The sequence below is a fragment of the Chitinophaga sp. 180180018-3 genome (assembly GCF_037893185.1).
Lineage (GTDB): Bacteria > Bacteroidota > Bacteroidia > Chitinophagales > Chitinophagaceae > Chitinophaga.
On the sequence record NZ_CP140772.1, the window covers coordinates 3,183,956 to 3,205,946 of the forward strand.

At 47.7% G+C, this 21,991-nt stretch carries 15 protein-coding genes; 10 read left to right on the top strand and 5 right to left on the bottom strand.

Translation table 11 applies throughout. From position 1 onward, the window contains the following. Window position 1: 1 nt before the first annotated feature. Window positions 2-1,204, bottom strand: a complete 1,203-nt coding sequence (locus tag UNH61_RS12470; RefSeq protein ID WP_326992323.1) for a glycosyltransferase — start codon at window positions 1,202-1,204, stop codon at window positions 2-4. A gap of 162 nt (window positions 1,205-1,366) precedes the next feature. On the opposite strand from UNH61_RS12470, the gene UNH61_RS12475 reads away from it, so the two are divergent. The 3 genes from UNH61_RS12475 to UNH61_RS12485 all read left to right on the top strand — a co-directional run bounded on the left by UNH61_RS12475 (window position 1,367) and on the right by UNH61_RS12485 (window position 4,394). Continuing rightward, the gene (locus UNH61_RS12475) at window positions 1,367-2,896 is read left to right on the top strand and encodes a bifunctional GNAT family N-acetyltransferase/carbon-nitrogen hydrolase family protein (protein WP_326992324.1); all 1,530 of its coding nucleotides are present in this window, start codon (window positions 1,367-1,369) and stop codon (window positions 2,894-2,896) included. 71 nt (window positions 2,897-2,967) lie between these two features. Beyond that, window positions 2,968-3,768: an FkbM family methyltransferase gene (locus tag UNH61_RS12480; RefSeq protein WP_326992325.1), complete on the top strand. Its 801-nt coding sequence runs from the start codon at window positions 2,968-2,970 to the stop codon at window positions 3,766-3,768. A gap of 323 nt (window positions 3,769-4,091) precedes the next feature. Beyond that, window positions 4,092-4,394 carry a thiamine-binding protein gene (locus UNH61_RS12485; protein ID WP_326992326.1) on the top strand — a complete coding sequence of 101 codons (303 nt, stop codon included), beginning with the start codon at window positions 4,092-4,094 and terminating at the stop codon, window positions 4,392-4,394. 129 nt (window positions 4,395-4,523) lie between these two features. On the opposite strand, the gene UNH61_RS12490 is transcribed toward UNH61_RS12485, so the two are convergent. Next, window positions 4,524-5,756, bottom strand: a complete 1,233-nt coding sequence (locus UNH61_RS12490) for a nucleoside recognition domain-containing protein (protein ID WP_326992327.1) — start codon at window positions 5,754-5,756, stop codon at window positions 4,524-4,526. A gap of 66 nt (window positions 5,757-5,822) precedes the next feature. Here UNH61_RS12490 and ychF point away from each other — a divergent pair, with 66 nt between their 5' ends. Beyond that, entirely contained in the window at window positions 5,823-6,926 is a 1,104-nt protein-coding gene (ychF, locus tag UNH61_RS12495) for a redox-regulated ATPase YchF (RefSeq protein WP_326992328.1), read from the top strand. 313 nt (window positions 6,927-7,239) lie between these two features. Here the strand turns inward: ychF and UNH61_RS12500 are convergent, their stop codons facing one another. Further along, the gene (locus UNH61_RS12500; protein ID WP_326992329.1) at window positions 7,240-8,472 is read right to left on the bottom strand and encodes an IS4 family transposase; all 1,233 of its coding nucleotides are present in this window, start codon (window positions 8,470-8,472) and stop codon (window positions 7,240-7,242) included. 170 nt (window positions 8,473-8,642) lie between these two features. On the opposite strand from UNH61_RS12500, the gene UNH61_RS12505 reads away from it, so the two are divergent. From UNH61_RS12505 to UNH61_RS12515, 3 genes are all read left to right on the top strand, one after another. Continuing rightward, window positions 8,643-11,987: a HEAT repeat domain-containing protein gene (locus UNH61_RS12505; RefSeq protein ID WP_326992330.1), complete on the top strand. Its 3,345-nt coding sequence runs from the start codon at window positions 8,643-8,645 to the stop codon at window positions 11,985-11,987. A 15-nt stretch (window positions 11,988-12,002) separates the two neighbouring features. Continuing rightward, on the top strand, window positions 12,003-13,655 hold the full coding sequence (locus UNH61_RS12510) for an SWIM zinc finger family protein (protein ID WP_326992331.1): 1,653 nt from the start codon (window positions 12,003-12,005) through the stop codon (window positions 13,653-13,655). Between the two features lie 408 nt (window positions 13,656-14,063). Continuing rightward, window positions 14,064-15,575 (top strand): reverse transcriptase domain-containing protein, encoded by a 1,512-nt coding sequence (locus tag UNH61_RS12515; RefSeq protein ID WP_326992332.1) that lies wholly within the window; start codon window positions 14,064-14,066, stop codon window positions 15,573-15,575. Window positions 15,576-15,659: 84 nt separating this feature from the next. Here the strand turns inward: UNH61_RS12515 and UNH61_RS12520 are convergent, their stop codons facing one another. Both UNH61_RS12520 and metX read right to left on the bottom strand, forming a co-directional pair. Further along, the gene (locus UNH61_RS12520) at window positions 15,660-18,527 is read right to left on the bottom strand and encodes a TonB-dependent receptor (RefSeq protein WP_326992333.1); all 2,868 of its coding nucleotides are present in this window, start codon (window positions 18,525-18,527) and stop codon (window positions 15,660-15,662) included. 159 nt (window positions 18,528-18,686) lie between these two features. Continuing rightward, complete coding sequence (metX, locus tag UNH61_RS12525) at window positions 18,687-19,739, bottom strand: homoserine O-acetyltransferase (RefSeq protein ID WP_326992334.1); 1,053 nt, start codon at window positions 19,737-19,739, stop codon at window positions 18,687-18,689. Window positions 19,740-19,847: 108 nt separating this feature from the next. On the opposite strand from metX, the gene UNH61_RS12530 reads away from it, so the two are divergent. From UNH61_RS12530 to UNH61_RS12540, 3 genes are all read left to right on the top strand, one after another. Continuing rightward, the gene (locus UNH61_RS12530) at window positions 19,848-20,267 is read left to right on the top strand and encodes an OsmC family protein (RefSeq protein ID WP_326992335.1); all 420 of its coding nucleotides are present in this window, start codon (window positions 19,848-19,850) and stop codon (window positions 20,265-20,267) included. 19 nt (window positions 20,268-20,286) lie between these two features. Continuing rightward, window positions 20,287-21,477, top strand: coding sequence for an O-succinylhomoserine sulfhydrylase (locus tag UNH61_RS12535; RefSeq protein ID WP_326992336.1), 1,191 nt, complete (start codon window positions 20,287-20,289; stop codon window positions 21,475-21,477). A gap of 99 nt (window positions 21,478-21,576) precedes the next feature. Beyond that, window positions 21,577-21,930 (top strand): hypothetical protein, encoded by a 354-nt coding sequence (locus tag UNH61_RS12540; RefSeq protein ID WP_326992337.1) that lies wholly within the window; start codon window positions 21,577-21,579, stop codon window positions 21,928-21,930. Window positions 21,931-21,991: the final 61 nt, after the last annotated feature.

Consider the following 21,991-nt stretch of genomic DNA (forward strand, 5'->3'; position numbering starts at 1 on the left):
ATCAGTTGCCGGAGGCGGTTAAGATTGCCTTGTAAATGGCCGCAACGGAATTCTCCCAGGTATGGGTGGCAGCGAAGCGGCTGCGTTCCTGGCTGCTGCTGGCCGACTGGTCTTTCAATGCCTGTTCAATCAATGGAACATATTGTTCTGCTGTTTCAGCCAGATGCACATAGTCCCGGAACATCTCCATGCTTTTGGTGGCGGTAGCTACCACAGGTTTACCCATCGCCAGGTATTCATCTATTTTCAACGGATAGTTACCTACTGTTACTGCATTCACCACCTGCGGGTTGATGCACACATCAAATGCCTGTATATAGGCTGGTAACTCCTGCATGTCCTTCTTCCCCGTAAAATAAACATTAGGCAGCTGGTGTAATGCCGACGCGCGAAAGTCATCGTCTTCCGGTCCTACAAGTACCAGTTGCCAGTCTGGCCGCTCCCGGGCGATATGAAGAAGTATGTCGATGTTTAAACGCAGCGATTTCAACGCGCCCACATAACCGATCAGCGGACGGTCGCCTGCCGGCAGATCGCCCGGTACTTCCCGGGTGCGACCCGGATCAAAGAGCTGCAGATCGCAGCCCTGGCCAACATAATAACTATGAGGATTGTATTGTTTCAGCATATCCGCCAGGTACAGCGAATTGGCCACAGCTGCATCCGCCTTTGCAATATGCTCCGGCTCCAGCTGCCGGCCATGCTTTTGCCAGTAGGGAACTCCCAGCAGGTAATCCCGGCTGTAGTAAATATAACTGGCAGGCCGGAGGAACTCTTTCAGATAAAATCCCCGGAAGATATCGTTGTCGTTGAACAACAGGATATCCTTCATCCCCAGCTCACTGACCGCCCTGGAAATGCTGGCTGCAAACTTTCTGTTGTTGCGTTTGTTAAACCACGAGAAAACCGGTGTGAATGGAAGCCAGTTAATGGACTCCAGTATCCCCGATGGATAGTAATTCCAAAGGTTCTCGCTGATTTTTACCACCGCTGGAACTTTGCCGGCAATGGAATCGAGGTGATATTGAACATTAGGATCACTTTTGCCTTCCAGCCGGGTACGGCGATCCAACGGAGAATTCACATATAATACCCGGTTATGCTTTGCAAACTCCAACGCAATATTTTTGCAGTTGCTGCCGATAGAAGTGTACCATTGCTGGAGGCCGATAACGACAATATCTCTGTTCTGGATTAGAGGCACAGTAATTATAAGTTGAGTATGCGGTTAAAAGTGAGGTTGATCCGGGGTATGGTTAAATTATTGCAGTAAGGCGATTACAATTGCAAAGTAAATAATTTTTTGATACATTAAAAAATACACTGGGAGATTAGTTTTAAATTGTTATAACAACAAATCAGTTTTATGACGGAAACAGTTGAAATCAGAGAGCTTACCGCGGAAGACTACCGCGACCTCAAAGAATCGATGTTATCGGCCTATTCCGATATGGAAGGCAGCTACTGGCGAAAACCAACGATCCAGAGGCTGGTCAGCATTTTCCCGGAAGGACAGATTGCCGTGGCCGTAAATGGCAAGGTGGTGGGGTGCGCCTTATCGATTATCGTCGACTACGAAAAATTCGGCGACAACCATACCTATGAACAGATAACAGGATATTACACCTTCAGCACCCACGACCCGAAAGGGGATGTGCTATATGGCATAGAGGTATTCGTGCATCCGGAGTATCGCGGCAAGCGCCTTGCCCGGCGATTGTATGATGCCCGGAAAAGCTTGTGCGAACAACTAAACCTGGAAGGCATTGTTGCCGGCGGCCGTATTCCGAATTATGAAAAGTACGCCGACCGTATGTCGCCCCGCGAGTATATCGAGAAAGTGCAGGACCGGGAGATCTATGATCCTACACTGACATTCCAGTTTGCGAATGATTTTACTGTAAAGAAGATATTGAAGAACTACCTTCCTGATGATTCAGCCTCAAAGGGATTTGCCACTTTACTGCAGTGGTTCAATATCTACTACGAAAAGGATATCGACACGATCCGGTACAATAAGTCGACCGTTCGTATAGGCCTCGTACAATGGCAGATGCGCGACTACGGCGACATGAACGGCTTCCTGCAACAGGTGGAATATTTCATTGACGCCGTGAGTGATTACGGGTCGGATTTCGTGGTTTTCCCCGAATTATTCAACTCTCCGTTGATGCAGGAATTTAATCAGATGGATCCGGCGGGGGCTATACGCGGACTGGCAAAGTATACCAATGAGTTACGGGAAAAATTTCAGGGGTTTGCAGTGTCGTATAACGTCAATATCATTTCGGGCAGCATGCCTATCGTAATAGATGAATCACTGTATAATATTTCTTACCTCTGCCGCCGCGATGGCACCTATGAGCAATATATAAAGATACACCCTACACCGGGAGAAGTAGCTGCCTGGGGTGTTAAGGGAGGGAGCGACATAAAGGTGTTCGATACCGATTGCGGGAAAATAGGGATACAGATCTGTTATGATGTGGAATTCCCTGAACCCACAAGGATCCTGGCAGAGCAGGGGATGCAGATCCTCTTTGTTCCCTTCATGACCGATACCCAACACGCCTACAACAGGGTGCGCTTTTGCGCTCAGGCACGGGCCGTGGAAAATGAATGTTATGTGGCCATTGCCGGTTGTATTGGTAATCTTCCTAAGGTAAATAATATGGACCTGCAGTATGCTCAGTCCTGTGTGTTTACGCCGTCTGATTTTGCTTTCCCCGTTACGGGTATCAAAGCGGAATCTACTGCCAATACCGAAATGGTGGTGATTGCAGATGTGGACCTGGTATTACTGAAAGAACTGCATGCCTTCGGAAGCGTTCAGACAAAAAAAGATATGCGCAGGGATTTATATGAGGTAAAATGGAAACCGGAGGGCGGTATTTAATCCAGTGCAATTAAGTGTTTGTACCTTTCGGCTTTAGTTGTTACTTTTATGAATAAACATCCCCAACGATTATGAAAGATCAGGCCTATTATCCCTCCTGGAAGAATGCTTCCAAGTACCGCCAGTATTTCAGTTACTTTGGCGAATATCTTCGATATAACGATTGGAAATCTATTAGTGCTTCGCTTAAATTGGTATTATTAAACAAAGCCTCTCAACAGGAATGGAATGCCAGATCAGCAATGGGATATTTTCATATCCGCAAGGGCACTACCGATTTTCAGTTTATCAATTATGCTTACGAACGCCGTGTGAGGGACTACCTGAAACAACAGGTGGAGAAAAAACGGTTGTCAGCATTTATAGACATAGGCGCCTGTATAGGAGAGTACGATGTTTGGCTGGCTGGCCTGGGCGTACCCTGTATAGCCTTTGAACCGGTAAATTATAAAGCAGTACAGGAAAACCTGGCGCTTAATAATGCGGCCGATAAAGTAAAATTGTTTGCCTGTGGCCTCGGCAACAAACAGGAAAAAGTGAATTTCAACGTCATGAGCACCGTTACTGGCTCCAGCTATATCGACCGCGAAAATGCCAGTGAAGGTAATATCCCCATCGAACGGCTGGACGACCTGCTGCCTCAAATGGGAATAGATATCAATGGACCATTGATCGTCAAACTCGATGTGGAAGGAATGGAAACAGAAGTGCTTGAAGGAGCAAGGCAGTTCATTTCCCAGGCGCCGGATCTCCGCATCATTTTCGAACGATACGCAGATGATAATACTGTGAATGACAAATTGAGCTCCCTCGCAAAATTTGAATTTGAACCCATCGACGAGTATAACTATCTGGCCACAAAAATCGCCTGAAAGAGAAAATAACATCATAAAAAAGAAAGGCAATGCTACCTTAGCATTGCCTTTCTTTTTTCAGGCAAAAGCATTTGTATTATTGAAAATTTATATTCATAAGTGATATTTATCGATAAATCTGTATAGTTTTATATAGACACAAAATGTTGATAAATAAATAAGTATACGACATTTACAGATGTTTTACTTTAAATAGAAAGCCGTGTCCGGGCACGTTTAGATGGAAAAAGTCCCTTCAAATAACCCATTCTTCATAAATCATCACTTTAAGTAACATCATTAATGAATTAGTAATCAATTATAAAGATAAAAATATAATTATGAGTAACAAGATCAATTTAGCGCTGCAAATCCTCCCTTCTGTGCCTTCTGAACAGGTCTATGCAGTGGTAGACGAAGCCATTGCCGTGATTCAGGCATCCGGTGTAAAATACCGGGTATGCCCTTTCGAAACTGTCATGGAAGGAACCTATGAAGAGCTAATGGAAGTCGTAAAAAAGGCGCAGGAAGTCTGCTTCAAAGCAGGCGCCTCCCAGCTCCTCGTATATATAAAAATGCAGATAAGAAAAGATAGTGACGTAACGATGGAAGAGAAGACGGGGAAATACGATGAAAAGAATTAAGAAAATAGAAAGAAGAATTAAGAATGAGCGGGGAGATAGTAAACGCGAATGTGTGATCTCCGCGTTTACTATCTCCCCGCTCATTCTTAATTCTTCTTTCTATTTTCTTAATTATGACGAGCAGCCCAATCAATGAAAGAACAAATATCCTAACAAAATCGCGCACAACATCCCGAAGAAATCTGCAAGCAATCCTGCCGCCAATGCATAACGGGTATGTTTAATATTCACTGAACCGAAATAAACCGCCAGCACATAAAAGGTAGTTTCCGTGGTGCCCTGGATGATGCTGGCAAGTCTGCCAACGAAAGAATCCACGCCATGGGTCTTCAGAATATCCACCATTAACGCACGCGCCCCTCCACCACTCAGCGGCTTCATGAAGGCCACCGGCAGGGCGGGAACAAAATCGGTATTCAGACCAAGCCAGCCGAAAAAGACGCCAATACCATGGGTGACATAGTCGAGGCAGCCGGTGGTCCGGAATACACTGATCGCTACCAGCATCCCTACAAGATAAGGTATGATCCGAACAGATACCTGAAACCCCTCTTTGGCACCTTCTATAAAGGCATCATACACATTGATCTTTTTTATCATGCCTGCTACCAGAAATATAATAATGATGGAAAAGATAATAGCGCCGCCAAGCGAAGCGGTCTTTGGGCCTATTTCCGCCGGGGGCAGATGATGTACCCAGAACCAGAGGCCTGTCATGATACCTGCAAACAGCGCCAGGAATATCAACACCGGTAATTTAAAAAGATTGATCTTTTGATAAACAGACACGATGAACATGCCTGCGATGAAAGCCATGAAAGTAGAAATCAGGGTAGGAATAAAAATATCCGCAGGGTTGGCGGCTCCGGCTGCCAGCCGGATCGCAATAACGGAAGTGGGAATCAATACTACGCCGGCGGTATTCAGCACCAGGAACATGATCTGGGGATTGCTGGCCGTATCCTCTTTGGGATTTATTTCCTGCAACTCCTTCATCGCCTTCAGCCCCAAAGGAGTAGCGGCATTGTCGAGCCCCAGCATGGTAGCGGAAAAGTTCATCATCATGGAGCCCATGGCCGGATGCCCTTTAGGTACTTCCGGGAATAGCTTCGAGAAAAACGGGTTCACCAGCTTCGAGAAACGATTGATCATACCCGCTACCTCGCCAATCCGCATAATACCCAGCCATAGTGTCATAATACCCGCCAGGCCCAGCGAAATCTCCGCACCGGTTTTAGCACTGGAAAACATGCCGTTCATGATGTCTCCAAAAACAGCAGTATCATGTAAAACTACCGACTTAAAAACTGCTACAACAAACGCGATCAGAAAAAATCCCAGCCATACGTAGTTTAATGCCATTAGATTATTGATTTATTCATTAACAAATAAACTAAAATAAACTTATCTTTGCGCAAATTTTAAAAAATGGCTTTGCAAGTAGGAATTGTAGGATTGCCAAACGTAGGGAAATCAACTTTATTTAATGCGGTAAGCAACAGCGCTAAAGCGCAGGCCAGCAACTACCGTTTCTGTACTATAGAACCTAACGTAGGGCAGGTGGATGTACCAGATCACCGTATGTATAAACTGGAAGAACTGGTAAAACCCGATCGCGTGGTACCTACTACCATCGAGTTCGTGGACATTGCCGGTCTGGTAAAAGGCGCCAGCAAAGGAGAGGGCCTGGGCAACAAGTTCCTCGCCAATATCCGTGAAGTAGATGCCATCGTACATGTGATTCGCTGCTTCGAGGATGAAAACATCCTGCGCGATGAAGGTGCTATTAACCCTGTCAGCGATAAGGAAATCATCGATACCGAATTACAGCTGAAAGACCTGGAAAGCGTGGAACGTAAAGTAGCACGCACCGAAAAGATGGCTAAAACTGGTGGCGATCCTAAAGCCAAAGCGGAATTTGAAGTACTGAAAAGATGCCAGGAACACCTGGAAAAAGGACGTAATATCCGCGAGCTCGGACTAAGCAAGGAAGAAAGAGTGGCCATTGCCGACCTGTTCCTGCTTACCGAAAAACCGGTACTCTATGTGGCCAATGTCGATGAAGCATCCCTCCATACCGGTAACAAATACTCTGAAGCACTGAGAGATGGCGTGAAGGCAGAACATGCTGAAGTGATTGTCATGAACAATACCATTGAAGCCCAGATCTCCGAAATGGAAGATCCGTCTGATAAGGAAATGTTCCTGGCTGAATACGGTCTTACTGAGCCCGGCCTAAACCGCCTGATCCGTTCCGCTTATAACCTGCTGGAACTAATCACCTATTTTACCGCAGGTGTGCAGGAAGTACGTGCATGGACTATCCACAAAGGCTGGAAAGCACCTCAGGCTGCCAGCGTAATCCATACCGATTTCGAAAAAGGCTTTATCAAGGCAGAAGTAATTGCCTATGACGATTTCGTAAAATATGGCTCTGAAGCAGCAGCCCGCGACAATGGACGCCTGCGTATTGAAGGTAAAGAGTACATCGTTGCCGATGGCGATGTTATGCACTTCCGCTTCAACGTATAATTATAATTAAGAAGACAAGCATACTTAAAGATACTTCATGAGAAAATTATCATGAGGGTTACAACAAAAAAGACGGGTCAGGCTTCCAGCCTGGCCCGTTGCTATTTGCCAATCTCAGGTAATCCCTGCACAGATAATCGTAATTCTTAATTCTATAGTGTCCGGGGAAAATTTAAGAGATCTTAGCCTAACGATTCGGGGCTTAACAAAATAGGGAATGAGTGCCCTGAGAATTGAATATTTGCCTAAATCGGCAATTATGTATTTCAAATATTCAATTCTCAGGGTGCCTCTAAAAAGTAAGCCCCCTTTTCTAAGGAGAGAATAATTTCAGTTGTATAAAGTCTGCATCTTTATTATTACAAAGAAGTGCTTTCTCCGGTTCGGTTAGAAATTTAATTAGGAGAATGTATGTGGAGAGGTGGAGTCTTAGAAAACCTGCCAGGTTGCTAAACGACCACATTCTGCAGCCCAGTTGCTTTAATTGATCTTTCACAATCTTTATAAGCAGATCTTTTATTAAAGCGCACCATACCTGTATACTAATGGCATTCTCATTGTCTCCCAGAAAATTACTTAATTGAGAGGTCTGCTTAATTCTTTTGAATAGCAGTTCTATATCCCATCTCTGTTTGTACAATCTCCTAATGGTAGAACAAGCGTAGGTCTGATTGTTAGTGAGTAAGTGCACCTTCTTTTGGGTCTTTTTATCATAAATACTAATGACTCTGGCCTGCTGCACCGGACTTTTTTTACAGGTCTTTGGGTTGCCAAGTCGGATGATCCAGTCTTTTAAAATTCCATTCTTTTTATCAGCCGATGTTATTTTTTTGCGCTCAAGTACCTTTATTTTCATCCCTTTAGTAACCCTGGAGATCCAGGTAATATCATTTTGGGTCCAGTCTTTCATTACCGTGTAATTTACATAAGCTCGATCCATGGCAATTATGGAGCCTGGCTCCAGGGGCAGCTTCTGCATAAATTTCCTGTCACTACAAGCGGCCTCTGTCAGTACAGTAAAGCAGGGTAACTCATCTTTGGCTCGCATCAGCACATGAGCTTTAACACCTCCTTTTTTCCTGCCATTTAACCCTTTTACACCCGCACCCTTCATCACAGTTGAAAACAGACTAATTGTTGTTGAATCCACTATAAATAATCTATCATGCAACCTGTTTCTTGTTCGGCTGTCCGGGCAATGTTGTGGATAATGGTGTTGGTATAGTAAATGATAGAGTTGGCTGAAAAAATCTACAGGGCGGTTCCTGTTGGCATCTGAAATAGTACTACGGCGAGGTGTTTTTTTAAGGCCTAGATGATTAAGCCGATGCTCATTAGCCAATAGCCCGGTAACTAGCTCTCTAAGAGAACTACACTGATGAAAGCTGCTGAATAGCATGGTTACCAAATGGTCAAAGGCCTTAAATTGCTTGTAATAGCTGTCTGCATTAGTCTCCCTGGCCGCTTTATCGATTAAAGTGGCGGGCACAAAAGAAAGTAACTGATTAAAAATCGGCTGTCCGGAAAAAAATCTACTTTTGCTCATAATGGTAAGTTGTAGTGTGGTAACTTAAACTTACTAAAAAAGGAGGCCACATCGGCCTCCTTTTATTTATCCTTACCTGTATTTTCCCCGGACACTATAGATTCTTAATTCTTAATTCTTAATTCATAATTCTTTTCTTAGCTTAGCCCCTCGTTTAATTGTTAGCTCATATGCGAATTGTCAGGAACGTAAAACTCTTTTTCCGGGAAGGGAACTCGGATAAGACTTATGAAATAGACCTATGTGAAGTTGGATCAGATCAGTACCTTGTTAACTTCAGGTATGGAAAACGTTTTGGAACCTTGAAAGATGGTACAAAAACCGTGGCTCCCGTTAAATTTACTGAAGCAACAGCGATCTTCGATGCGCTTGAAAAAGAGAAGCGGAGTAAAGGTTACCTGGGCGAGCAGGAAGCTGCGCAGGACGTATCGTTTGTACCGCCGGATACCAGCATGGTGGCCGATGTAAGGCATCGCGCCATTCTCCGCCGCCTTCAGGATGCCCTGGAAGGAAAATCCTCATTCAGAACCGCCTGGGCTACCTCCCGCGTCATATGGAAAGCAGGGGAAGAACATATAAAAGAAGCAGTACCTTATCTTATAAAATTATTGGAACGAGGCGACGCCCTGCAACGCTACGCCGCTATATGGTCGTTATCGCAATCCGGCGATCCTGCTGTCGTTCCTGTGCTGCGTTCTTATGCCGACAATGGCGCATGGCCCCTGAACATCCGGATGCTGGCTGCCAACGGCGTGTTGTGGCTGCTGCCCCCCGAAGAAAGGAAGGAGTTTGTACATGGCTATCTGCAGCGATTACCGGTGGCTTTCCAGGATGCTATCGTAAGAAACGATGCGGAAAGCCTCCTCCAGCTGATCCAGGATCAGGTGCTGATGTTGCTCCAACCGGATTATGCTTTACTGGAAGACCTTTATCTGGTATCCGCAGAATCTGAAGTAGTACGCAAGATCTTCCCGAATATATTACTGGGCCTGCCTTTAAGACCATCCTGGTTCCGGCATATACGCCATATTTTCAAACAGGCCGAATTGCGCATGGATCCCGGAGCAGTAGCTATTCTGGCTGCCCGCTTCGAAAGAGAAGCGCCCATGTTCAAGAACCCGGGTACGAGAACGGACTATGAAGGCGAGAAATATATCCCGGAAACATTCGTGCCTTCACTGGAAACTGCATTCCAGGCCGATAAGGAACTGAAGCGGCCAACCAGTAAGCTGGCTTATTCCGACAGAACACGCCGCTATCTCCATCGTCGTGTATTCAGGCAGTTACAGTTCTTCGGAGAGCGTAACGATATCTATTATGTACGCCTGGCCACCTCGCTGCTGCTGCAATACAACGAAGAAAGGGATGCGACTGCAGAGTACCAAACCCGCAGGTACAGCTATGTGAACGGCCGTTTTGCGACCATCTACACACAATACCCTGTTAATTCAAAACTGGTATACCTTAATTATATACTCCGGGGAAATACACCCACATTGAAACTCCGGCCCGATGGTATGGAATGGGTGTTTAAGCAGGAAGAACCGGATGCCGGTAAAAACGCCGCTTCCAAACCTGTGCCGGGCGCCAATCCCGACGCCCTGAAGCAACAACAGGAAAAGGGCGGCCTGATGAAGAAATTATTCGGCTGGCTGGGTGGTGATAATAAGGACAAGCACCTACAGGCTAGTGCCATTCCGCCGGAATATAAACCAACTCCGGAGCCACCTGCACCTTTGGTAAGTGAAGTGCCGTTCCTGCATCTCTGGCGCGAACTGCCCCAGGCTTTTATCCAGCTGCTGATGCTGGCCAGAATGGAGGCCATACATGTTTTCGCCATGGAACAACTGAAAGCCCATCCGGAGTTTAATAATCTGAAGGAGAAGATGGGGGAGGATGTGATAGCCGGACTGTTGTCCAATCCTTTCAGCATTCCTTCCATGTTTGGACTGGAACTTGCCCGCGAAAAATATGACCCCGCCAATCCATCGCTGCGCTTATTGTATGTTATGATCATGAGTCCACTGGAACTGGCGAGGATACAGGGCTTGCAGTGGATCAGCGAAAATCAGGCGAAATGTTTCGGGGATATCGATTTCCTCGTACAGCTGATATTCTCTCCTTATAAAGATGTACGCAACTTTGCACGCAAGCAGCTGAATCCAGGCTACCTGCCTGAGGACAAGGCCCGTTCGCTGCGCGACAGATCCATTGCTGCACTGCTGGAACTGAAAACCGCCACTGACGAAGGTAATGTAAACCTCAACGATGGCTGCAGCATTCTGGAGCAACATTGCGCACCGGCGCTGGCTACAATAGAGATCGCCTCCATAGAGGCATTGCTGCAAAGCCCGGTAGCCGCCTGCCATGCTTTCGCTGCAAGGCTGTTGTTGCTGAAACAGGGAAGCTTCAATTATGCGACACTGTCTGACGCCTTGTTGAAACACCTGCTGGTGGATCCTTTCCTGCCCGTAAGAAATGCCGGGTTACAGGTATTGCAGGCGATGGGACATGAGGCCCTGCTGAAACGACCGGAATTATTACTCCATATTATATTAAGCACGTACACGGATGTACGAAATGGTATCCGACCGCTGATAGCTCAGCTGGTGCAGCAGGATAGCAGGCTGGCAATTTACCTCGTGAACGAACTGGTGCCGTACCTGATGCGCAGGGAAGCCGTGGAAGGTATTCATGCCGATATTGAAACCATCCTGAGCAACGAACTGGTAAATTACCTGCAGGACATTGATACGGCTACAGCGCTGCGTCTTGTTTACTCCAACTACCGCCCGGCCCAGCAATTCGGTATCCTGGTACTGGATAAGTATATCCCTGTCCAGGCCTTGTCTGTAAAACAGGTGATTGCCGCCGGCAACCACGAGTTACTGAAAGCAAGAGAATGGTGCCTGAGCTTCTATTATAAGAATGTGGAGCGTATCCGTTATGAGCGCGACGCTGCGGTAGCGTTGCTGGATGCCAAATGGGATGATATCCGCCTCGGGGCTATTGAGTTTTTCCGCACACAATTCGCGGACAAGGATTGGTCGCCCGAAGCGCTGGTTGCCGTGGCCGACAGCGTACGTCCGGATGTACAGGCATTTGGCCGTGAGCTGTTGCTGCGTTTCTTCCGTGAGGAAGACGGCCCGGTTTACCTGATGAAGCTGAGCCAGCATCCCAGCGAAAGCATACAGCTGTTTGCCACCGGGTATCTGCAGCGTTTTGCTGCCGGTAACCTGGAGTACCTGAAACAGCTGGAACAGTATTTCCGCGTGGTGCTCAGCCGGGTGAACAAGGCCCGTGCCGCCAAAGAAAGGATCTTTGCATTCCTGGAACAGGAAGCGCTGAAGTCGGAAGACGCCGCCAGGTATATCGGGCATATCATTGCACATATTTCCGCAACGGTGGCCATTGGAGACAAGGCCCGCTGTATCAGCATCATGCACAATATCCAGGCGAAGTTCCCCATAGAACTGCCCATCCGGATCATACCAACAGTAACCAGAGTGTCTTAAAACAGTCGTCCATTTATGTTATTCAACTACAGATATAGCGGTAATTCTCAGGTGTACAGCAATGCTACCTCCTCCGGGATCTCATTTGCCCCGGATACCCACCGCGACCCGACCTTTTTCGTAGGAAAACTGCATAAGAAAATAGCTTTTCGCGAAGCCATATCAGCATTGCATGATGTGGTGATTTCCGATCTGCGCTTTAAACCCAAAGACAAAACCGCTTATAAAGAATGGGCCGCCCAACAGGAAGATCTGTGGCTGGCAGAATATATGAGTGGCTACGACGTTCAGGCTGCCAACCAGCGCATCGAAGAGGTAAGCAAACAGCTGTCGGATATTTATGCGGAAAGCGCTAAGGTAACGGCGCCTTTCTATAATGCCCGCAAGCAATATTTCAATTACCTGTATGAGAAAGACCGCGACGCCTGGTTCGTACTGGACCCCGTGATCAGTGTACATCCTGATGAGGTGTTCTTCGAATGTTTCAGCCAGGACGAATCTACGTACGGGAAACTTAGCGCCAGCTACAATGTGTTCAAAGAGATAAACGAATTTGAATGCGGTACCACCAACATCGATTATTCGTCAGCGTTATATAACGAATTTCAGAAGATCAGGGACTATAAGGAAACAGATTTCCGGATAGATCCGGGAGGGTTTCAGGTGCAGACCTCACAGGAAGAGCTGTATCATGAAGTGAAGATCGACCTGCCCGACAGTTGGGTGAGAGGCTTCCTTCAGGTAAGCGCTGCGATGACTTTGCCGGCAGCTACTTTCGATCTTCACCCGATGGATGTTTATAATTTCTGCTCCTGGCTGCGGCGGTTCAAAGAAAAGAAAGGGCCACGCTCTATCCGGTTCATATTGGAACCTGGCAAACCGGTAAAGGCCATCTTTGAGCCCTGGAATCACGAAGTCGTATGTGCGAGATCGTTATACACCGGCGCGCAACGAAGAGAGATCCGGATATGGGGCAGAAGACGGTTGCTGATACTGGAACGACTGATCCCCGCTGCAAGGAAATTCACTGTACACCTGACAGGAAACGGGTTGCCGTCGTTCTACATCGCCGACCTGGGCGATATGCAATTCACACTCGGGCTGAGCGGATGGACGGCCAACGACTGGTCGCGCGCAGGTCAGTTTGATCTGATGGCGCCCAGAGCCTTTGTGGATGATACTGCGAAGCTGGCGGTTTATGAGGACCTGAAAACAAGGTGGATGGCCAAACCGGAAACCATTGCCCAGGCTACCGGGTTAGACAGGGCTACCGTGCTGGGCGCTCTGGGCATCTATACACAGGCCGGTAAAGTGATCTACGACCTGCATACAGGCTTATACCGCCGGAGAGAGTTGAGCAGGGAACCGCTTCCGCTTGATCAGCTCCGGTTTTCTAATCCGCAGGAAGCAGAAGCCAGCCGCCTCGTGAAAAACGGCAAAGTAGAGGTACAAGGCGTACACGTGCCGGGAACAGGGTTACAGCTGAAAGGGAATGTTAAATCCACACAGCGTGTATACCATCCCGTTATAACCATAGATGCGGACGAACGACTGAGTGACGGACATTGCGACTGTGGATTTTATAATATGAACAAGCTATACAAAGGGCCCTGCGAACATATGCTGGCTATTCGTATCGCTTACGCAGAAAATAATGAAACAAAATAATGAGGTGAGCTGATTTTTTCCGGAATATTCTCTATCTTGCTGACTCGTTAAAACAAAGATCTTTGTAAAGAGGAATTGATTGCACTTGCGCCCGAAAAGGGACGAATGATGTTTCGTCATTCAGGTATTCTGACTATACATGCTTCACTAAATGCAATCTTTACTTTGGGAGGGGCCTACCATACGTATATTTCCGGTAGCAGCCCCGAGGGCTGAAATATTACGTATGGTAGGCCCCTCCCTGGAGTTGATTGATTTAGTCAATGGTTTGCACGAAGGCCTTTTCCTCTTTACAGAAATTTGTTTCCCCTCTCAGCATTAGCATCTCCGGTTTATCTTCTCATCTCCCCAGATAATTTTATTACTGCTTATCAGTATTAACAGGATCAGCATACAAAAGTATTTATCATGTTCTTAACCCGACAACAGATTTACGACAGAATACGTGCTTCCTCCAAAGAGGAATATATACTGGGAGAAATGCAACGCCTGGGTTTCTGGCCTGCAAACCAGCAACTGCCTGTTCCTCCGGCGCCGCTGCTGCAACAACGCGATGTGCTGCAAAAGCAGCTGAGCGAACTGCTCGAACAACGTAACCGTTATAACAGCAGGAGAAAAATGCTCGACGACATGCGCAAAGCCCGCATGGCCAAGGCTAAGCTCAAACGCCAGGAAACAAAGAAACGCCGGGAAGAAGCCCGCAAACAAAGGGCAGAAGCCTGGACCGAAAAGAAAGCCGCGGAAATCGTATATCTGGGAGAAGACGTATCAGCCGGACTAAATAAAGTAACGCCGGATGTTGCCCGGCTGGAGCAATACGGTTTGCCCGTTTTCGCTGATGCCGTTGCGCTGGCAGGTGCTATGAGTATCAGCATCGGACGCCTTCGCTATTTGTCGTTTAATAGAAAAGTAGGTCACCATACACATTATCAGCGTTTTCAGATCCCCAAAAAATCAGGGGGCACCCGGGTGATATCTGCCCCCATGCCGCAACTCAAAGCTGCCCAGCATTGGATCCTTGAAAATATCCTGTATAAAATAAAGAACAACGCCGCCGCGCACGGTTTTGTGCCCGGCAGGTCTATCGTTACCAACGCTGCACCACATATCGGAAAAGACCTCGTGATCAATATCGATCTGAAAGATTTTTTCCCCTCTGTTGCCTACAAAAGAGTAAAAGGACTGTTCTGCAAACTTGGTTATGCCGAACAGGTGGCTACCATTCTCGCCCTTATTTGTACAGAACCGGAGGTAGATGAAATAGAGCTGGATGGTCGTAAATACTACGTTGCCAAAACAGAGCGCCACCTGCCGCAGGGTGCGCCCACCAGTCCGGCTATTACCAACCTGATCTGCTATAAACTCGATCGCCGGTTTACCGGGCTCGCTGCAAAATACGGTTACGCCTATACGAGATATGCAGATGATATGACTTTTTCTGCCAGTGGCGCGGCAGCCGAAAAAGCCGGACAACTGCTGCGTGCCATAAAAATGTTTGTGAAGGAAGAAGGATTCGTCATCCATCCCGATAAGCTGAAAGTAATGCGGAATGGAGATAAGAAAGAAGTGACCGGTATTGTGGTAAATGAAAAACTCAGTCTCGATCGTACCACCCTCCGTAAATTCCGTGCGCTCCTGCACCAGGTTGCTAAAACAGGACTGGCGGGGAAAAGCTGGGGCAAAGGGAAAAATATCATCAGCAGTATGGAAGGTTATGCCAATTTCGTATTCATGGTAAAACCTGAACTGGGCGCCAAACTGAAAGAAACATTGGCGGCCCTGTTACAGCGGGATGATATCAAAGCCGAGGCAAGAAACTTATGGACTGGAAACGGACACACAAAACAATCCTCAGCAATTAATAATCCTCCATCCAATCAGGCGGAAACAGGAGATAAGCCCTGGTGGAGCGTAGTATAAAGCTACCAGCTAATAGCAAAAAATGCAGCGAAGATGATATGGGTCTACATACCACATCATCTTCGCTGCATTTTTTGCTGGCTGCTACAAATTATACCCCAGTGAAATATACCACTGGGAACCAATCGTAGGGTTACCCCACGATTGCGTGTACTTCTTATTCAATATATTCACACCTCCCAGCTTCACGGTAGTTTTTGCTTTCGGGAAGAATTTGCTGACCATGGCATCCAGTGTTCCAAACGCAGGTATTTCGCTCAGCCCGGCCACGTTCACATTCGGTCCTACAAAAGAAGACTGCCAGATGAACGATTGCTGCCACTTCCAAAGAATGTTGAAAGCAAAGTTCGAATTCGCAATGTTGCGGTTACCGAAATTCAGACTGTATCTTACTTTTGGCGTATTATACATCGCGAGGAAAGTACCCAGATCCTTGCCGTTGGAGAGTTCGTTATAAGAAATATTTCCACCTGCCGTGAAATTCAATGGCAGGCTGTAATCGAGTCCCAGCGCCCATCCCCAGGATTTTACAGTTTGTTGTGCACTTACAGGAATAGAAAAGATATTGTTCTTTCCAGGCGTAGTGGTAGGTTGTACCAACACCTGAATGCCATTCATATTTTTGAAATCATTTTTATAGATGTAGGCATCAATCAGCACCCTTTCTGCAATCACCGCTTTGTATCCCACTTCGTAGGCCTGTATCCTTTCAGGTTTGAATTCGCTGAAGGTATACTGCTGAGGATTGCCCGCCTGTACAGATTGCAGCGAGAATACCGGTCCTTTGTCCAGTCCGTAACGTTCACGCAGGAACGGTAAACCTCCGATCAGATGCGCCTGTGGCGTCACAAGGTCTATATACTGATCCTGGTTGGTAGGAATACGGAAGCCGGTTTGGTAAGACAGGCGGATGTTGTGGCTGTTCAGGAAAGTATACACGGCTGAAATACGTGGACTGAACTGCCCCTTGAAATTCATGTTCTTGTCGTAACGAATAGAACCAGTGAGTTTCAGGTGATCGTCGATCAGTTTTTTCATCACCTGTACGTACCCGCCATATTCGTTGATACGGAACTCTTTGCCGGCATCGTCCAGCGCAAACAGCGTTTTTTCAGAATTTAATACATAGCGGCGGTAGTTAGCGCCCACCAATATCTCTGCGAAATGGATCAGGTTATGAAAGTTGTACATAAACTCTGCCTGGTACAGATTGGTTTTATCCGTGAATTTAGCGCCAACACCGGAAGCATCACCAGGAATAGGCTTGCTTTTCACTTTATCTGCTGCTGCATTGAATTCAGGCGTACCGGGTATCAGCCGGCCCTGGTCGGCATATTGCCGGGCGCCGCTGATGAATGCACCGCGCTGGGAAGCTACCGCTGCGGAAGCCGCGCTCATGGCATCTGCCGGGCTCTTTCCCTGCTGAAGCGCACCCTGGAAAGTTTGTGCGAACAATGTTCCGGCGCCTTTGCCATAGGCCCCGAAATAATCGGTATACCACTGCTGGCTGCTTTTCCAGGCTTCATTGATGCCGGAAGCCAGTGTACCACCGGCGTAGCTGTCGCCGGATCTTTCCTGTGTAGTATATAATCTTACATAGAAATCAGGATGCCGTAATTCCAGCTTGTACTGACCCATGTTGAAGTTTTTTAAGGAATAGCGATCCGCTCCTGTATATACTGAAGTTCCTGCACCGTAGCTGCCTTGCACAATACCTTCCAGCTTTTCTGTAAACCGGTAATGGAGTGCAGCATTCAGTTTGAGGTTTTTGGTTGTATAGTCCACCACATCCGCTTCATTGTAGCCGGTACGCGTAACGGTCGACATATTCGGTGCCGGGAGTATAGCGTTGTACATCTGTTGCGCAGTTACCGCATTCCCTACAGCGGCTGCCAGCTGATTCAGCTGGGGCATCAGGGAGCCTTGCAATGCCGCGTACATATTCTGGGAAAACTCATCTCCATAGGTGTTCACCCCGTTATAGCCTTCATTGTTAGCCCTGGTGCCATCTGCCAGCGTGTGGCCGTTGGCAAGGCTCTGGTCTCTTTTGTCGTAGGCCTGCCAGTCTTTCGCCTGGAGGTAACCCACATTAAGTTTGAATGCTACTTTATCATTGAAGGCATGTGCATACCTTACTGATACATCATAGAAACCCGTGGTGGCAGTAGTACGTCCGTTGTCGTTCAGAAAGCCGGTTTTCACAAGGGCGCTCAGGCCCTGGTACTGGAAAGGATTTTTACTGGTCATCAGCACGATCCCATTCAGTGCGTTAGGCCCGTACAGTGCGGATGCTGCTCCGGGGATCAACTCCACATTATCCAGATCCAGTTCAGGAATGCCTACCATGTTGGCTACGGAAAAGTTAAGGCCCGGCGCCTGATTATCCATACCATCATTCAGCTGCAGTACACGCGTATTACCGTTGCTGTTGAAGCCACGTGTATTTACTGATTTGAAGGTAAGGCTCTGGGTACTCATTTCTACGCCTTTCAGATTACCAATAGCATCGTAGAAAGAAGCAGCAGGAGAGGCTTTGATAGCCCTGGCATCCAGCTTTTCAATAGATACCGGCGATTGCAGAATGCTTTCCTGTACGCGACTGGCTGCCACCACCACTTCCTGGCCAATGATCTCCGTGGAGCTGAGTTCTACCGATATTTTATCCGTAGCAGCACTCACTTGCTGCTCTGTGGTTTTGTAACCTACGTAAGAAAATACCAGTGTCAGGGGAAAGGAGTGGTTGGTCTTAAGACTGAAAACGCCGCCACTGCCTGTGATGGTGCCTGCGGTGGCGCCTTTGATACTTACTGTAACACCAGGCATGACGTTGCCGGTTCCTTTTTCATGTACAATACCATTGATCGTGACGGTCGACTGAGCAAGTACCAGCCCGGTAAGGGACAATAAAAGCACCAGACAGCCAAATAGGGCTTTTAATAGAATGCTTCTCATACTCGGTGGAGTTTTAAAAGGGTTTAGACTTGGTTCAACTAAATATACCGAAAATTAATTATAAAAAAATTGGATGGGGAAATAATGTGGAGAATGACAAATTCGTACGGCGCCGTCCGGAAACGGGCCATAGTAGCGCAAACAGCAGGAGGGCGGTGGTTAGCAGTTAACGGTGGTTTCCATCCATCCCCGCAGGATATTTCCGATCTTTTCGAATTCTATCAGGAACCCATCATGTCCGTAAGTGGAATCAATTTCATGATAAGTAGCGTTAGGAAGATGAGCCGCCATGAACTGCTGTTCTTCAGGCGGGCAGAGGATATCGCTGCTGATGCCTATCAGCAGTGTAGGCGCATGAATATGTGAAAGGGTAGTGGTAATGTTTTCATGCCGGCCCCGGGCAATATTATGACTGTCCATGGCCTTACTCAGCAACCAGTACGATTGGGCATTGAAACGTTTTACCAGTTTATCGCCCTGGTAGTTGATATAGGAAGATGCCCGGAAATTGTCGGTTTTCTCTTTGTCTTCATCGGATTGAGCGCGTACGAAAGTCTGATAGTTCCGGTAGGTGAGCATACCGATGGCCCTGGCTGCCTTGAGGCCCTTTGCGCCGGCGCCGGGGCTGTTATCCTGCCAGGTATCATCAGCCTCTATTGCCAGTCGCTGCGCAGTGTGAATCGCAATGCCCCAGGCACTTTCCGCGGCTCCCGTACACAGCAGGAACAGACGGCCGATTACTTCCGGTTCCATCAATGCCCATTCCAGCGCCTGATATCCACCCATGGAACCTCCTATCAGCAGCCGGATCTGCGGAATCCGCAGATGTTGCCGCAGCAGCATGTGCGCCTGCACCATGTCGCGGATGGTGATAGCCGGAAACTGACGGTACCACGGACTACCCGTTTCAGGGTTCACCGTATGTGGACCGCTGCTGCCGTAGCAGGAACCAAGGATATTCGCACATACAATGAAATGCCTGGACGGATCTATCACCCGGCCATCGCCTATAAGGCCCGTCCACCAGTCGGCTACATCACTGTTTGCAGTCAGGGCATGACATACCCATATTACGTTACTGCCATCCTCGTTCATCGTACCATATGTATGATAGGCGATATGTAATTCCGGTAATACCTGCCCGGACTCTAACCGGAACGCTGCTTTGCTGTGAAATACCTTTGCCGACAATGCTTCTTTGAATTTGCGCAAAACTACAATATTGGAATTAAAAATTCCAATAGCTCCTTCCGGAGCCCCTCCGGCAGGTATAAATTCCTGCTGCTTTTATTTTATCTTTGTTGCAGAAACACAACAATCATGAAGATAGCATTACAACGAGTAGACGATGGCTTTAATATGGAAGCAGTAGACGAAGGCGGTCATAAAGTACTGATGGATTCATCCGAGGAAAACGGTGGTAAAAATAATGGCGTACGCCCCATGCAAATGGTGATCATGGGCCTGGGCGGCTGTTCTGCCATAGATGTACTGATGATCCTTAAGAAACAACGCCAGGAAGTGACCGATTTCCGCATCGAAATTGAAGCAGAAAGAGAGAAAGGAAAAGAGCCGTCACTTTGGGAAACCGCTCATATCGTTTTTCATTTTAAAGGCAATATAGACGCGGATAAAGCTGCCCGTGCAGTGGAATTATCCATGAACAAGTACTGCTCTGTGGCTGAAACCCTACGTCAGGGAAATACCAAACTGACCTGGGAAGTGAAACTGAACGCTTAATCGCTGTAATTCCATATCCATGAGCTACGACAAACATCAATACCAGCCGGATACCAATGCTGTGAGGATTCAGACGCCTAAGACGGATCAGATGGAGCATTCTTCTCCCATGTTCCTGACCTCCAGTTTCTGTTATGACAACGCGGAAGAAATGCGCGCCACTTTTGCGGATGAAGTGGAACGGAATATCTACAGCCGTTTCAGCAATCCTAACGTGGACGAATTTATACAGAAAATGTGCGCATTGGAAGGAGGAGAGGATGGTTATGCCACTGCCTCCGGGATGAGCGCTATTTTCGCGAGTTTTATGGCCCTGCTGAAGGCCGGCGATCACCTGCTGTCGTCCCGTTCTGTTTTCGGATCTACCCACACCGTGATCACTAAATTCCTGCCTAAATGGGGGATCGAAACTTCCTATTTCGATATGAACGATCCCGGCAGTATCGAAGCCATGATCAGGCCCAATACCCGGATGATCTTCGTGGAAACGCCGTCTAATCCGGGTCTGGAGATCATCGACCTGGAACTGCTGGCAAACATCGCCAATAAGCATAACATCGTGCTGAATGTCGACAACTGCTTTGCTACACCGGTGCTGCAGCGGCCGTTAGCACTGGGCGCTCATCTGGTAACGCATTCCGCTACCAAGTGGATCGACGGTCAGGGGCGTGTGCTCGGTGGCGTTATAGTAGGGAACAAGGAACTGATCAAAGAAATACATACCTTCTGCAGAAGCACCGGCCCGGCCATGTCGCCCTTCAACGCCTGGGTGCTGAGTAAAAGCCTGGAAACCCTCTTTGTAAGGATGGAACGTCACTCCGGCAGCGCCCTGAAACTGGCGCAGACGCTGGAAAGCAATCCACACCTGCTGTCGGTGAAGTATCCTTTGCTGCCCAGTCATCCACAATACAACATTGCCACCAAACAAATGACCGGTGGCGGCGGTATCGTTTGCTTTGAGCTAAAAGGCGGCCTCGAACAGGGCGTTCGCTTCCTGGATTCGTTGAAACTGCTCTCGCTGACAGCCAACCTGGGCGACAGCCGCAGCATCGCGTCGCATCCGGCCAGCACTACCCACGCCAAACTCAGCCCGGAAGAAAAAGCTATTGCCGGTATAACGCCAGGGCTTATACGAATTTCTGTTGGCCTGGAGAATATTAAAGATATTACGGAAGATATAGAACAGGCGCTGGAAGCATCCAGCCGCTAGCCCGTAGCCATTAGCTTTTAGTTGCCCGGTTGCGATACTTCGAAACTAAAAGCTAATGGCTATACTATTTTTCGCTATATTCGTTCAATAGCTTCGGTTATGAAAGGCTTCGGACATTTTCTCTTTATACTTATTCTCGCCTATGTGGCAGGTATAGCATTGCCCTGGTGGAGCGTGGCGCTGGTCGCCTTCCTGGTAACCCTCGTCTTACCCCTGTCTCCCGGAAAATCATTCTTCAGCGCTTTTATGGCTGTTTTCGTGCTATGGCTCTTCCTTACTTTTTATGCAGATGTAAGGAACGACCATCTGCTGGCTAACCGCATGAGCGAGATGATCCTGAAAGTAAAAAGCGCGCCATTGATAGGAGTGCTGAGTGCTTTCATAGGCGCACTGGTAGCGGGATTTGCCGCCAGCACTGCCGCTTTTCTCAGAGCCTCGAAGAAGCCTGCCTGATTCCTTATCGTGGTTGTTAAAATTCTGGTAAAACAACTGAACACCGCGCATTGCTGATTTA